The organism is Rhodococcus sp. AQ5-07, from assembly GCF_009707305.1.
GTDB lineage: Bacteria > Actinomycetota > Actinomycetes > Mycobacteriales > Mycobacteriaceae > Rhodococcus_F > Rhodococcus_F erythropolis.
On the sequence record NZ_CP046099.1, the window covers coordinates 1,108,932 to 1,123,029 of the forward strand.

Annotated in this window: 12 protein-coding genes; 11 read left to right on the plus strand and 1 reads right to left on the minus strand. The window is 64.5% G+C overall.

Features of this window, described 5'->3' with window-relative positions:
- Positions 1 to 124 precede the first annotated feature (124 nt).
- From mqo to GJB56_RS05270, 10 genes are all read left to right on the plus strand, one after another.
- Complete coding sequence (mqo, locus tag GJB56_RS05225; RefSeq protein ID WP_113682937.1) at positions 125 to 1,663, plus strand: malate dehydrogenase (quinone); 1,539 nt, start codon at positions 125 to 127, stop codon at positions 1,661 to 1,663.
- Between the two features lie 11 nt (positions 1,664 to 1,674).
- Positions 1,675 to 2,151 carry a GNAT family N-acetyltransferase gene (locus GJB56_RS05230; protein WP_113683092.1) on the plus strand — a complete coding sequence of 159 codons (477 nt, stop codon included), beginning with the start codon at positions 1,675 to 1,677 and terminating at the stop codon, positions 2,149 to 2,151.
- 224 nt (positions 2,152 to 2,375) lie between these two features.
- Positions 2,376 to 4,340: a magnesium chelatase subunit D family protein gene (locus GJB56_RS05235; protein WP_020969386.1), complete on the plus strand. Its 1,965-nt coding sequence runs from the start codon at positions 2,376 to 2,378 to the stop codon at positions 4,338 to 4,340.
- Between the two features lie 21 nt (positions 4,341 to 4,361).
- The gene (gene cobO, locus GJB56_RS05240; protein ID WP_019748043.1) at positions 4,362 to 4,976 is read left to right on the plus strand and encodes a cob(I)yrinic acid a,c-diamide adenosyltransferase; all 615 of its coding nucleotides are present in this window, start codon (positions 4,362 to 4,364) and stop codon (positions 4,974 to 4,976) included.
- Positions 4,970 to 6,346, plus strand: coding sequence for a cobyrinate a,c-diamide synthase (locus tag GJB56_RS05245; RefSeq protein ID WP_113682936.1), 1,377 nt, complete (start codon positions 4,970 to 4,972; stop codon positions 6,344 to 6,346). The genes cobO and GJB56_RS05245 overlap by 7 nt, the downstream gene beginning before the upstream one ends.
- A 13-nt stretch (positions 6,347 to 6,359) precedes the next feature.
- Positions 6,360 to 6,743 carry a cobalamin biosynthesis protein gene (locus tag GJB56_RS05250; RefSeq protein ID WP_021343981.1) on the plus strand — a complete coding sequence of 128 codons (384 nt, stop codon included), beginning with the start codon at positions 6,360 to 6,362 and terminating at the stop codon, positions 6,741 to 6,743.
- Positions 6,740 to 7,966, plus strand: coding sequence for a uroporphyrinogen-III C-methyltransferase (gene cobA, locus GJB56_RS05255; RefSeq protein WP_019748046.1), 1,227 nt, complete (start codon positions 6,740 to 6,742; stop codon positions 7,964 to 7,966). The genes GJB56_RS05250 and cobA overlap by 4 nt, the downstream gene beginning before the upstream one ends.
- An 11-nt stretch (positions 7,967 to 7,977) precedes the next feature.
- A complete protein-coding gene (locus tag GJB56_RS05260; protein ID WP_020907421.1) occupies positions 7,978 to 9,474 on the plus strand; it encodes an MFS transporter in 1,497 nt (498 codons plus the stop codon).
- A gap of 80 nt (positions 9,475 to 9,554) precedes the next feature.
- Positions 9,555 to 9,983: a CBS domain-containing protein gene (locus GJB56_RS05265; RefSeq protein ID WP_007735005.1), complete on the plus strand. Its 429-nt coding sequence runs from the start codon at positions 9,555 to 9,557 to the stop codon at positions 9,981 to 9,983.
- 35 nt (positions 9,984 to 10,018) lie between these two features.
- Positions 10,019 to 11,527, plus strand: coding sequence for a protein adenylyltransferase SelO (locus tag GJB56_RS05270; RefSeq protein WP_195849586.1), 1,509 nt, complete (start codon positions 10,019 to 10,021; stop codon positions 11,525 to 11,527).
- 12 nt (positions 11,528 to 11,539) lie between these two features.
- On the opposite strand, the gene yaaA is transcribed toward GJB56_RS05270, so the two are convergent.
- Positions 11,540 to 12,283, minus strand: coding sequence for a peroxide stress protein YaaA (yaaA, locus tag GJB56_RS05275; RefSeq protein ID WP_113682934.1), 744 nt, complete (start codon positions 12,281 to 12,283; stop codon positions 11,540 to 11,542).
- Positions 12,284 to 12,338: 55 nt separating this feature from the next.
- Between yaaA and GJB56_RS05280 the strand changes: the two genes are divergently transcribed.
- Positions 12,339 to 14,084 carry a proline--tRNA ligase gene (locus GJB56_RS05280; RefSeq protein WP_020969391.1) on the plus strand — a complete coding sequence of 582 codons (1,746 nt, stop codon included), beginning with the start codon at positions 12,339 to 12,341 and terminating at the stop codon, positions 14,082 to 14,084.
- Positions 14,085 to 14,098: the final 14 nt, after the last annotated feature.

A 14,098-nucleotide genomic window follows, 5' to 3' on the forward strand; every position in this document is an offset into this window, starting at 1 on the left:
TCGGGTGCGCGTTGTAGAGCACAATTGGGGGTGGTGAACCGCGCGAGTACGCACGGGTAACCTATTCGGCGTAACACAGCAGGCGGATGCGCGCACGGCTAATGACAAGGAAGTCGATTCTCCAGTGTCGAATCAGAACGCGGTAGAGACGAAGACGGATGTAGTGCTCGTGGGCGCAGGCATCATGAGCGCCACGCTGGGTGCATTGCTGCGCCAGCTGCAGCCCGATTGGTCGATCTCGACCTTCGAGCGGCTCGATGCCGTCGCAGCCGAGAGCAGCGACCCCTGGAACAACGCGGGAACCGGTCACTCCGCCCTGTGTGAGCTCAATTACACCCCGGAGAACTCCGACGGCACGGTCGACATCAAGAAGGCCGTCAACGTCAACGAGCAATTCCAGGTGTCCCGCCAGTTCTGGGCACACGCGGTCGAGCAGGGCGTCCTGACTCAGCCCAAGGAATTCATCAACCCCATCCCACACGTGAGCTTCGTTCACGGTGAGGCCAACGCCAAGTACCTGCGTGCTCGCTACGACGCACTTGCCGGCCACACGCTCTTCCGCGGCATGGAGTACATCGAAGATCCGGCCGAGTTCAGCGAGCGTTTGCCGCTCATGGCCAAGGGACGCGACTTCTCCGATCCCATCGCCCTGAACTGGAGCCAGGACGGCACCGACGTCGATTTCGGAGCGCTCACCAAGCAGCTCATCGGCTACATCGGTAAGACCGGCGGCAAGATGTACTTCGGCCACGAGGTCACCAACCTGACCCAGAACTCGGACAAGTCCTGGACCGTCAAGGTCACCAACCGTCGCACCGGCGAAAAGCGCACCGTTCGCTCGCGCTTCGTGTTCGTCGGTGCCGGTGGCGGCGCCCTGCACCTGCTGCAGAAGTCCGGCATCAAGGAAGCCAAGGGCTTCGGTGGCTTCCCGGTCAGCGGTGCTTTCCTGCGGTGCACCAACCCCGAACTCATCGACCAGCACAGCGCCAAGGTCTACGGCAAGGCTGCCGTCGGCGCCCCGCCCATGTCGGTGCCGCACCTCGACACCCGTGTCATCGGCAACAAGCCGGGTCTGCTGTTCGGCCCATACGCCGGATGGTCGCCGAAGTTCCTCAAGCAGGGTCGCGTCACGGACCTGCCCGGCTCGGTCAAGCCGAACAACATCCTCTCGATGCTCGGCGTCGGCGTCAGCGAGCTCGGCCTGGTCAAGTACCTGGTCAGCGAACTCGCCAAGAACGAAGCCGGTCGCATCTGGGATCTGCGTGAATTCGCGCCCAAGGCGCAGGCTCAGGACTGGGAGCTCATCACCGCGGGCCAGCGCGTCCAGGTGATCCGCCGTGCCAAGGGCAAGGGCGGCGTCCTCGAATTCGGTACCGCTGTGGTCGCCGCTGAGGACGGCTCCATCGCCGGCCTGCTCGGCGCTTCGCCCGGTGCGTCCACGGCCGTCCCGGCGATGCTGGACGTCCTCGAGCGCTGCTTCCCGACCGAGTTCCAGGGTTGGAAGGGCAAGCTTCGTGAGATGGTTCCGTCCATCGGCGTCAAACTCACTGACAACGAAGGCCTGTTCAACCAGGTCTGGGATTGGTCCTCGAAGGTTCTCGAGCTCGATTCCGCTGGTGCTTCCGAATCGGCTCCGGTCGCGGATACCGTCGCGACTGTGTGATAGTCCAACCCATGACGGCAACAGCAGCTTTGAAGCGTTCATGGGCACTCGACCTCGACAACAAGACGTTCTACGAGTTGTTGAAGCTTCGAGTGGAGGTCTTTGTCGTCGAGCAGGCCTGCCCGTATCCCGAGTTGGACGGGCGGGACCTGCTGACGGAAACACGCCACTTCTGGCTCGAGCAGGACGGCCAGGTGGTGTGCACACTCCGTCTGCTCGAAGAGCACGACGACGGAAACAAGAGCTTCCGAATCGGACGCCTCTGCACGTCGCGTCAGGCTCGCGGCCAGGGCCACACGACCCGCCTCCTGCAGGCCGCACTGGCCGAGGTCGGCGAAGCGCGGTGTCGGATCAACGCCCAGACCTACCTGGTCGAGATGTACGCCAAGCACGGATTCAAGGCTGACGGCGAAGAGTTCATCGAAGACGGCATCCCGCACACCCCGATGCGCCGTGGCGGGGGAGAGCCTTTCGTGGCTGTCAGCTAGTTTGTCGGAGATTTGACCCTGGTCGGCTCGTGGAAAAGCGAGCCGACTAGGGTTTTTTCGATACCGAATGTTCGCGGGGAAGTCCTGTTCGATCCAGGCGCGGTCCCGCCACTGTGAAAGATCTCTCCTCTACCGACTGACCGGGAGATCTCAGCCAGGTTGCCGCGACATTCGAGTGCAGCCAAATTCTCGGCGAGGAAACCGAGAGGTGGAGGGATATCGACGTGCGAAGTGAAGAAGATCGACCAGTGGCGGGCTTCCCGTTCAGTGCTGTGGTCGGCCAGGATCAATTGCGGTTGGCGCTGATTCTGTGTGCTGTGCATCCGGGGATCGGTGGAGTCCTGGTCCGCGGTGAGAAGGGAACTGCCAAGTCGACGGTCGTGCGCGCGCTGACTGCGCTGCTGCCCGCGGTCGACGACGCCGGAACGACACGACCGGCCCGCTTGGTGGAACTGCCCGTCGGCGCCACCGAGGACCGAGTGATCGGGTCCATCGACCTCGAGAAGGTTCTCCGCGACGGTGAGCGCGCTTTCCAACCTGGACTGCTCGCCGCCGCTCACCAGGGAGTTCTGTACGTCGACGAGGTGAATCTGCTTCACGACCACCTGGTCGACGTGCTTCTCGACGCCGCGGCGATGGGTCGCGTTCACATCGAGCGTGACGGAATCTCCCATTCGCACCCGGCTAAATTCGTACTCGTCGGCACGATGAATCCCGAAGAGGGAGAACTGCGTCCGCAGCTGTTGGACCGTTTCGGACTGGCGGTCGATGTCGCAGCTTCCCGCGACGTCGACGTACGCATGGAAGTGGTGCGTCGCCGGCTCGACTACGAGCGCGACCCCGAGGCGTTTGTCGCTCGGTACGAATCCGCCGATGAGGAGCTCGCGGCCGAAATCCTCACGGCGCGTGAGAAACTGGACTCGGTCGAGCTGAGCAACCGCGAGCTGCGTCGTATCGCCTCACTGTGTGCGTCGTTCGACGTCGACGGTATGCGCGCGGACTTGGTGCTGGCGCGCACCGCGACCGCCCACGCTGCCTGGCGAGGCGACAGTGAGGTCACTGCGGAGGATGTGCGAGTGGCTGCGGAACTGACGCTGCCGCATCGCCGCCGCCGCGATCCGTTCGACGAGCCCGGCTTGGATCAGCAGCAGTTGGACGATGCACTCGAGCAGGCCGATCAGGACGCCCAGTCGCAGGTCGAGGACGACGCGCGCGACGGAGAGCCCGAACCTCCCGAGAATCCCGAAGACCGTGGCCCTGACGAAGACCGTGGCCCGGAAGATGGTGGCCCCGAAGAGGGCGGTCCTGACGACGAGGGTCCGGACGACGACGGCCCGGAAGACCCTGACGGACCTGGTGGGGGAGTATGCGCTACCGATCGCCCCTCGGCGCCACCGGCCGGCGAATTCAAGGCCAAGCTCCTCGAGGTTCCTGGTGTCGGCGAAGGTGCACCGGGACGCCGCTCGCGGTCCATGTCGTCCCGTGGACGAGTCGTGCGGTCCACGCGGGAACGTGGCCACGGATTGCATCTGACGAGCACGGTCTTCGCCGCAGCCGAGTCTCAAGTTGCCCGTGGTCGCACTGCTGGACGGCTGCGGCTGGCACCTGCTGATCTCCGCGGCGCGATTCGTGAAGGGCGAGAAGGCAATCTGATCGTCTTCGTTGTCGACGCGTCGGGGTCGATGGCAGCACGCGACCGCCTCTCCGCGGTCACCGGTGCGGTTGTCTCGTTGCTCCGCGACGCCTATCAGCGCCGCGACAAGGTCGCGGTCATCACTGTCCGTGGTCGTGAAGCAGAGCTCGTACTGCCGCCGACCTCTTCGGTGGACATCGCCGTCCGTCGCCTGCAGTCGATGCGTACCGGCGGCAAATCCCCACTCGCAGAGGGATTCCTGCGTGCTCGCGAAGTGGTTCTGCGGGAACGGCTTCGTGACCCGCAGCGCCGCGCCCTCGTCGTCACGCTCACCGACGGCCGGGCTACCGGAGGCAAGGACGCGCTGCATCGCGCCCGCGTAGCCGCGCATCTTCTTGCCGATGCCTCCGTCGCGTCCATCGTCGTCGATTGCGAGACCGGCCTCGTGCGTCTGGGGCTCGCAGCCGAGTTGGCCCGAGAACTACGTGGCGGTTACGTCCGCCTTGCCGAATTGTCAGCGCAGCAGGTCGCGGGTGTCGTCCGCGCCGCAGCCTAGATCCCAGCTCAGGAGTTCACGATGCCCAAGGGTGTTCCCGAGACAGTTCCCGACGACGGTCTGACCACGCGTCAGCGTCGTAACGCGCCGGTACTTGCCGTGCACACCGGCCCTGGAAAGGGTAAGTCCACCGCCGCTTTCGGCATGGCGCTGCGTGCCTGGAATCAGGGTTTCGACATCGGCGTGTTCCAGTTCGTGAAGAGTGCCAAGTGGAAGGTCGGCGAGGAAGCCGCGTTCCGCGCGCTCGGAAACCTGCATGACGAAACCGGCGTCGGTGGGCCGGTGCAGTGGCACAAGATGGGCGAAGGTTGGTCATGGACACGCAAGGCCGGTAGCGAGGAAGATCATGCTGCTGCCGCTGCGGAAGGTTGGCAGGAGATCGCGAGAAGGCTTGCAGGCGAGGAGCATCGATTCTATGTCCTCGACGAGTTCACGTACCCGCTCAAGTGGGGTTGGGTGGACGTGGACGAGGTGGTGCAGACACTGCGCGATCGCCCAGGCAACCAGCATGTTGTCATCACGGGGCGTGATGCCCCGCAGGCACTGATCGACGCCGCCGACCTCGTGACCGAGATGACGAAGATCAAGCACCCGATGGATGCCGGCCGAAAGGGTCAACGGGGCATCGAATGGTAAGTCCTTCCACTCCGGCCGTGGTGATCGCCGCTCCTGCCTCGGGTAGCGGAAAGACCACGGTGGCAACGGGATTGATCGGCGCGCTGCGACGGTCCGGTAGCAGCGTTGCACCCTTCAAAGTGGGTCCGGACTACATCGACCCGGGTTATCACGGACTCGCGGCAGGGCGGCCCGGACGCAACCTCGACACTGTTCTGGTCGGCCCGGATCGCATCGGACCGCTCTACCGGCATGGAACCGCCGGCTGTGACATCGCCGTGGTCGAAGGCGTCATGGGTCTGTTCGACGGAAAGATCGACGAGGCCAACTCGCAGCCGTCGGCGGAGGGATCGACGGCGCAGGTAGCGTCGATCCTCGGTTCGCCGGTAATCCTCGTGATCGACGCCCGTGGGCACAGTCAGAGTCTGGCCGCCGTACTCCACGGCTTCGCGACCTACGACGCAGGTGTGCGCATCGGCGGCGTCATTCTCAATCGCGTCGGGAGCGCTCGTCACGAGCAGGTGTTGCGTCATGCGTGCGACAAGGTCGGCGTCGCAGTGCTCGGAGTTGTGCCACGGTTGACGGAACTCGAAGTTCCCTCCCGGCACCTCGGTCTGATTCCGGCGGCCGAGCACGGCGCCGCCGCTGTGGCCGCAGTGGACGCGATGTCCGACTTGATTGCCTCGCACGTCGAACTGGACGCTGTTCGTGCACTGGCCGCCTCGAACGTGGGTGCAGCTGCATGGGATCCGGTTGCCGAGGTCGGCGCACATGCCGAGTCTCGTCCCGTGGTTGCCATGGCGGGCGGCCCTGCCTTCACCTTCGGCTATGCCGAGCACCGTGAACTCCTGACTGCTGCCGGCGCGGACGTGCAGGTGTTCGACCCGTTGCGGGACGAGCTTCCCGCGGGAACTGCTGCTCTTGTCCTTCCTGGCGGGTTCCCGGAAGAGCATGCGGTGGACCTCGCGGCCAATACCGTTCTGCTGCAGCAGGTTCGTGACCTGGCGGACGGCGGCGCACCGATCCACGCCGAGTGTGCCGGTCTGCTCTACCTCGCTCGCAGCTTGGACGGTCACTGCATGGCCGGTGTTGTCGGGGTGGATGCCACATTCGGGAAACGCCTGACCCTCGGGTACCGCGAAGCAGTGGCGATCAGCGATTCCACCCTCTTCGACGCAGGCTCCCGCGTCACCGGTCACGAGTTCCACCGAACGTCTCTCGTCTCGGCGGACGCGGACGGTTGCGGAAGTGCGTGGGGATGGCGGCCCTGGGACGGCGGCAGTGTCCGCGAAGGATTTGTTCGCGGCGGCGTCCACGCGTCGTATCTCCACACTCATCCGGTGGGGCAGCCCGAATCGATCGCGAAGTTCGTCGATGCCGCACGGGGATGACCTCTGTATAGGCGTGGGATTCACGTCGAGCGCCACCGCGAAGGACATCGTCGCTGCGGTGAACGCGGTGCTGCAGGAGCGAGCGAGGATCGTGGTCCTCGCCACTGCGACCGGCAAGGCGGCGTCTGCAGCTCTGCTCGCTGCCGCCGATGAACTGAACGTCCCGATTGTGAGTTTCGACCCGGACGTACTTGGGCGAGTTCAGGTTCCGTCACCGTCGACTCGCGTCGAGCACGCGATCGGGACGGCAAGCGTCGCGGAAGCGGCGGCGATCCTCGCCTCCGGGGGCGGCCCGCTCCTAGTGGCCAAGACTGCCAGGGATGGAGTGACCGTGGCGGCGGCCCGTAAAGTTCCCTCCAGCTTGACCAATTCTGACGACGAAACGGAGTGCGAGTGAGCGAGTCCACCGCAGACGAGACCAACTACTTGGTCGGCCTCAACCTGACCGATCGACGCGTGGTCGTGTTCGGTGGCGGCACTGTGGCTCAGCGCAGACTCGGACTGCTGGTCGCCTCTGGTGCCCGTGTTCACGTCATCAGTCGCGCGTTCACTCCAGCCGTCGAAGGTATGGCCACGGCCGGGCAGATCACCGTCGAAGAGCGCCCGTACGCCGACGGCGACCTCGAAGGTGCGTGGTATGCCATCGCCTCGACCGACGAGCCGGAAACCAATGCGGCGATCGTCGCCGAGGCGGAGCGTCGCCACATCTTCTGCGTGCGCGCCGACAACGCGAAGCACGGCACCGCGGTAACTCCCGCCAGCGCCGAGTACGACGGTATGAGTATCGGAATTCTTGCCGGCGGCGATCACCGTCGTTCGGCAGCAGTCCGCACCGCGGTCGTCGAAGGTCTTCAGTCGGGCGTGCTCGCCGATACGGCCGAGCCGGCCGCTGCGGGCGTAGCTCTCGTCGGTGGTGGCCCCGGTGACCCCGACCTGATCACCGTGCGTGGACGCCGTTTGCTCGCACGCGCTGACGTCGTCGTGGCCGACCGATTGGCTCCGCCGGAGTTGCTCGCCGAACTGGGTCCGGACGTCGAGGTGATCGACGCCGCGAAGATCCCGTACGGCCGTGCCATGGCTCAGGAGGCCATCAACGCCGCGCTGATCGACAACGCGAAGGCAGGCAAGTTCGTGGTCCGCCTCAAGGGCGGGGACCCGTACGTCTTCGGGCGGGGATACGAAGAACTCGAAGCGTGTGCCGCTGCCGGCGTTCCGGTGACCGTAGTGCCCGGAATCACGAGCGCGATCTCGGTCCCGTCGGCCGCAGGCATCCCGGTGACCCACCGCGGCGTCACCCACGAGTTCGTCGTCGTCAGTGGTCACGTGGCTCCGGATCATCCGGATTCGCTGGTCGACTGGTCGGCACTGGCCAAGTTGCGCGGCACGATCGTGCTGCTCATGGCGGTCGAGCGCATCGATCAGTTCGCGAGGGCGCTCGTCGACGGTGGACGCCCGTCAACAACGCCGGTCACCGTGATCCAAGAGGGCACTCTGCGCACCCAGCGTGAACTTCGGGCCGATCTGGCGACCGTTGCTCAGCGCGTCAAAGACGAGGAGATCAAGCCTCCGGCGATCATCGTGATCGGGCCGGTCGCGGGCTTTTCCGTCGACGCTGGGTAACGTGAAGTCTTGTGTCTGATTCCCCAACATCTGAAACCGCTTCGGCGAATGCCCCGGTAGCCACTCGAGTCATCGGGCTCGCCATCATCGTCCTGAGTGGTTTGCAGATGATGGTGGTGCTCGACGGCACCGTCGCGAACCTCGCGCTGGCGCCACTGCAGGCAGACCTCGGGCTGAGCGACAGTGGTCGTAATTGGGTGTTGACCTCGTACGCGCTTGCGTTCGGTGGGCTCATGCTCCTCGGTGGTCGCCTCGGTGACGCGTACGGGCGCAAGAAGATGTTCATCGCGGGAGTCTCGCTGTTCACGGTGGCGTCGTTGCTCTGTGGTCTCGCCCTGAACGAGGGCATGTTGATCGCAGCGCGGGCGCTTCAAGGTGTCGGCGCAGCCGTGGCGTCGCCCACCGCCTTCGCACTTGTTGCCACGACTTTCGCCGCGGGTCCGGCTCGTAATCAGGCCATCGCGATTTTTGCCGCCATGACGGGCGTCGGATCGATCGCCGGTCTGATCATCGGCGGCGCATTGACCGAGGTGTCGTGGCGTCTGATCTTCCTCATCAACGTCCCGATCGGCATCGCGCTCGTCGGCATGGCGTTCCGCGCCCTTCGCGAGACGAATCAGACGCGTCTGGCTTTGGATGTCCCCGGCGCGATCCTCGCGACCCTCGGTTGTACCGGTGTTGTTTTTGCTCTCACCGAAGGCCCGGAAATGGGATGGGGGAGTATCGCCGTCATCGGTGCATTGGCGGCCGGATTGGTCGCCCTCGCCGCCTTCCTCTTCGTCGAGCGAACTGCGGACAACCCGCTCTTGCCCTTCTCGTTGTTCGCCGATCGCAACCGTGTCGCGACGTTCCTCGCCATCTTCTTCGTCGGTGGCGCGATGTTCAGCATGACGGCCTTCGTCGCACTGTTCGTGCAGGACATCATGCAGTATTCGCCGTTGCGTGCCGGTATCGCGTTCATTCCGTTCGCGTTCGGATTGGGCGCTGCCGCGTCGGTTGCTTCCAAGCTCGCCGTAAAGGTTCAACCCCGTTGGCTGGTCCTCACCGGCGTCGTGATCATGATCGTCGGACTCCTCTACGGATCTACTCTCGATTCCGATTCCACCTACCTGGCCAACTTGTTCGTGCCCGTGATCGGGATCGGATTCGGTATCGGCCTCGCGATGGTGCCCTTGCCACTGTGCGCGATCGCCGGTGTGCCGGAGACCGAGATCGGCCCGCTGACGGCCATCGCTCAGGTTGCCCAGACGCTCGGTGGACCACTGGCGCTGTCGGTGATCGGTGCGATGGCGACGTCGAAGACGCTCTCGCTCGGCGGCACTTCGGGCAAGGCAGCGGACATGAATCCGGCGCAATTGATCGCACTCGGAGAGGGATACACCTTCGCACTTGTGGGCTGCGCGGTCTGCGCGGTGTTCGCCGGTATCGCGGCGCTGTGCATCAGGTTCACACCTTCTCAGGTAGCCCAGGCTCAGGCTGCGGAGAAGGCAGCTCAGGGAATCGCCTGATCAGTCCTGTTTTTCCGCTTCGCTAGCCGATACGATCGTTGCAGGACGTGCAGAGAGTCTCGACGAATCGGGGTGCCGTGATGCGGATCGCGGACATATTGCGAAACAAGGGCAACAGCATCGTCACGATCGACGCCCACACGACGGTCAACGGGTTGCTGTGCGATCTTGCCCGCCACAACATCGGAGCCATGGTGGTGGTCGACGACGACGCGGTGGTCGGCATCATCTCTGAACGCGATGTCGTTCGACGCCTGCACGAGCGTGGCCCGGACCTTCTCGGGATCCAGGTGTCCGAGGTCATGACCGCTCTGATGTACACGTGCGTTCCGGCAGACGCAGTGGACAGCATTGCCGCGATCATGACCGAGCGTCGAATCCGGCATCTGCCGGTGATCGAGGACGGCAACCTCCTCGGCATCGTCAGTATCGGTGACGTGGTGAAGAGCCGCATCGACGAGCTCAAGAGCGAACGCGATCAGCTCGAGTCGTACATCGATCAGGGCTGATCGATAGGTTGTCGCACGGTGACTACTCTCGTGTGATGGCCGCATTCCAGGAATCCACAGCAGAGACGGTCACCATCGTGGCCGGCCTCGAGAGCACCTTCGCCGACGAACTCGGCGCTCTGACGGTGCCGTGGCAAGGTGCTGCCGCGCCCGACCCGCAGTTGCTCGTGCTGAACGAGCAGCTGGCTGCGTCGTTGAGATTGGACGTAGAAGCGCTGCGAAGTGTGGACGGGATCGGCGTCCTGTCCGGTTCGACGGTGCCGGTCGGGGCCACACCGGTGGCGATGGCATATGCGGGTCATCAGTTCGGTGGGTACGCGCCAATTCTCGGGGACGGTCGGGCGTTGTTACTCGGCGAACTCGTCAGCAGTGACGGGCAGCGTGTGGACTTGCATCTGAAGGGCTCTGGGCGCACCCCGTTCTCTCGGGGCGGCGACGGGTATGCGGTCGTAGGGCCGATGCTGCGCGAATATCTCGTCAGCGAGGCGATGAATGCCCTCGGTGTCCCCACTACGCGCGCGCTGTCGGTGGTGGCGACGGGCCGAGACGTTCGCCGCAACGGCGCAGAACCCGGTGCCGTGCTTGCACGGATCGCGTCGAGTCACCTACGCGTTGGGACCTTCGAGTTCGCGGCCCGGCAGGGCGAGGTATTGCAGCCGCTCACCGATTACGCGATTGCCCGGCACTACCCGGAGCTGACCGAACTTCCGGCAACGGGTACACACAATCGCTACCTGAAGTTCCTCGAGGCGGTAGTTGAGGCGCAGGCATCACTGGTGGCGAGGTGGATGCTCATCGGTTTCGTGCACGGGGTCATGAACACCGACAACACGACAATTTCGGGGGAGACCATCGATTACGGTCCGTGCGCCTTCCTCGACGCGTTCGATCCGGCGGCAGTGTTCAGCTCGATCGACCACGGGGGCCGCTATGCATTCGGCAATCAGCCCGCTGTACTGAAGTGGAACCTGGCGCGCTTGGCAGAAACACTGTTGCCACTGATCGATTCCACACCCGACGAAGCAATTTCCGCGGCGTCAGCAGTTCTCGAGACCTTCGACGAGCGTTACGAGGGTCACTACGCGGCCGGCCTCGCGGCAAAGCTCGGTCTGGCCCAGCCGTTTGTCGATCGGGCGCTCGTCGACGATCTGCTGACGTTGTTGGCGGAACACGGTGCTGATTGGACGGGCAGTTTCCGCGCTCTCGCCGACGTATTGCGCGGAAATTCGGTGCCTCTCGACAACCTCGTGCCACGGGAGCACATCGCGCCCTGGTTGCAGCGGTGGCAGGGAGCCCTGACCGAAAACGGATACGGGGCCGCGGAGACCGCGAGCGCGATGGATCGCGTCAACCCGCTGTACATTCCGCGTAATCATCGGCTCGACGCTGCCCTGCGCGCCGCGACCGACGGCGACCTCGCTCCATTCGAGAAGCTGCTGGAGGTTGTCACGCACCCGTTCGGCCGACGCGACGAGTGGGCTGACTACACCGAGGCGGCTCCGCAGTCTTTCAGCGAAACATTCCAAACCTTCTGTGGCACTTGACAGACGAAGCCATCAATCCGTCAGGATGATCAATTCGCGCTCCGACGCGATTTCGACGCGCAGGCCTGCTTTGGACGCGACGCGGGCAACTCCCTTGATGTCACTGGGTTCGGCGCGCGAGACCACAAGGGCGCGCGCGAGCAGACCCTTGTGGTGCTTGTTGAAGTGACTGACGACAGTGCGGGTGCCGTCCGGCTTCTCGGTGAGGACCGTTGCGATCAGTGCGTCCGGAACCGGTCCGAGGTCTTGGTAGGTGCCGGACCGTAGATCGATGACAAGGCCGTCGGCTTCGACCGCCAAGGCCTTCGGCAACTCCGGCTTCCACAGTGAGCGGAGCGTGCCCATCCCGGGCAGCTTGGACCCGCCGGAAAGGCGGTAGGCGGGGATCAGATCTCCCGCACGGACTGCACCGAACAGAGCGGAGCCGATCGCGATCCGATCGAGAGCCTTGGCCTTCTGGGCGCGGGTGAACGACTTGGCGTCGAGGGCGTCGAAGAGCACCCCGGTGTAGCGCTGCAGCGCGGGCCGCGTCGCGGACACCCACAGCTTGGCGTTGCGTTCCACTTCGTCTGCTTGCGTCGGACCGAGCCCGAGCGCTTCGCACGACGCCTCGACGTCAGCGGCCAGATCGACCAGCGTCTGAACCAGCAATTCGCGCGTTTCGGTCAACTGTGGCATCGACAGTTCGGCCAGATCGAGGGGCGCATCCTTGCCGCCGTCGGACTTGGTTTCTGAGGGAGGCAGCAGTACAAGCACGCTGTAACCGTACCGAGGCCCGCTCGGCCGACTGCGGCGACTATCCTTACACCTCGTGATTACCCGTCTGTCCCACCTGTTCCTGCGTACCCTGCGTGACGATCCCTCGGACGCCGAAGTTGCCAGCCACAAATTGCTGGTTCGTGCCGGCTACGTGCGTCGTATCGCTCCAGGCGTCTACTCGTGGTTGCCGCTGGGATTGCGGGTGCTGCGCGAGGTAGAGCGTGTTGTCCGCGAAGAAATGAATGCCATTGGTGGGCAGGAAATTCTGCTGCCTGCTCTGCTCCCGCGCGATCCCTACGAGGCGTCGAACCGCTGGACCGAGTACGGCCCCAACCTGTTCCGCCTCAAGGACCGCAAGGGCAACGACTACATGCTCGGCCCGACCCACGAGGAGCTCTTTGCTCTGACGGTCAAGGGTGAGTACAACTCGTACAAGGACTTCCCGGTCACCCTGTACCAGGTGCAGACCAAGTACCGCGACGAAGAGCGTCCGCGTGCGGGCATTCTGCGTGGTCGCGAGTTCCTCATGAAGGATTCGTACTCCTTCGACCTCAGCGACGAAGGTCTGACGGAGTCGTACCAGGCGCACCGCGGCGCCTACGAGAAGATCTTCACGCGTCTGGGCGTCAAGTACGTCATCGTCTCGGCGACCTCCGGTGCGATGGGCGGCAGCGCGTCCGAGGAGTTCCTTGCCGAGAGCGAGATCGGCGAAGACACCTACGTGCGCTGCCTCGAATCCGGCTACGCCGCCAACGTCGAGGCCGTCAAGACTGTTGTTCCCGACTCGATTCCGTTCGACGGGCTGCCCGAAGCCAAGGTGTACGACACCGCGAACACACCTACCATCGACACGCTCGTGGACTGGGCGAACGGTGCCGACCTCGGCCGCACCATCACCGCCGCCGACACTCTCAAGAACATCATGGTCAAGACCCGCCTGCCCGGCGGCGAGTGGGAACTGCTCGGCATCGGCATCCCCGGCGACCGTGAGGTCGACGAAAAGCGCCTCGAAGCTTCGCTGGAGCCGGCCGAGTTCGTGATGATCACCGAGACCGACTTCAAGAACAACCCGTTCCTGGCCAAGGGTTACATCGGTCCGAAGGCACTGCAGGCCAACGGCGTTCGCTACCTTGTCGACCCGCGCGTCGTCGACGGCACCAGCTGGATCACCGGCGCCGACGAAGACGGCAAGCACGTGGTCGGCCTCGTTGCCGGTCGCGACTTCACGCCTGACGGAACCATCGAAGCCGCCGAGGTTCGTGACGGCGACGCCTCTCCCGACGGAGCCGGCACGCTGGTCTCGGCTCGCGGTATCGAGATCGGGCACGTCTTCCAGCTCGGCCGTAAGTACACCGACGTCTTCACCGTCGACGTCCTCGCCGAGAACGGCAAGCCCGTCCGCCCGACCATGGGTTCGTACGGCGTCGGCGTCTCGCGTTTGGTGGCCGTCATTGCCGAGCAGCATCACGACGAAAAGGGCCTGCGCTGGCCTGCCGAGGTTTCACCGGCCGACGTCTACCTCGTCATCGCGAACAAGGACGAGACTGCACGCGAAGGCGCCGAAGGCCTCGCCGCGCAACTCGACCGTGCCGGACTCGAAGTGATTCTCGACGACCGTAAGGCGTCGCCGGGCGTGAAGTTCAAGGACTCCGAGCTGATCGGTGTTCCGCTGATCGTTGTCGTCGGCCGTGGTTGGGCCGACGGCAAGGTCGAGATTCGCGACCGCTTCACCGGCGAGAGCCGTGAGATCGACGCCGACTCGGCGATCGAGGAGATCATCAGCGCAGTTCGCGGCTGATTCGAATAGTCGTC

What these genes read in the sequence shown, in the direction of transcription:
- GJB56_RS05265 (WP_007735005.1), top strand. Translation starts at nt 9,555, where the DNA reads ATGCGGATCGCGGACATATTGCGAAACAAGGGCAACAGCATCGTCACG.
- cobO (WP_019748043.1), top strand. Translation starts at nt 4,362, where the DNA reads ATGCCCAAGGGTGTTCCCGAGACAGTTCCCGACGACGGTCTGACCACG.
- GJB56_RS05230 (WP_113683092.1), top strand. Translation starts at nt 1,675, where the DNA reads ATGACGGCAACAGCAGCTTTGAAGCGTTCATGGGCACTCGACCTCGAC.
- GJB56_RS05270 (WP_195849586.1), top strand. Translation starts at nt 10,019, where the DNA reads ATGGCCGCATTCCAGGAATCCACAGCAGAGACGGTCACCATCGTGGCC.
- GJB56_RS05245 (WP_113682936.1), top strand. Translation starts at nt 4,970, where the DNA reads ATGGTAAGTCCTTCCACTCCGGCCGTGGTGATCGCCGCTCCTGCCTCG.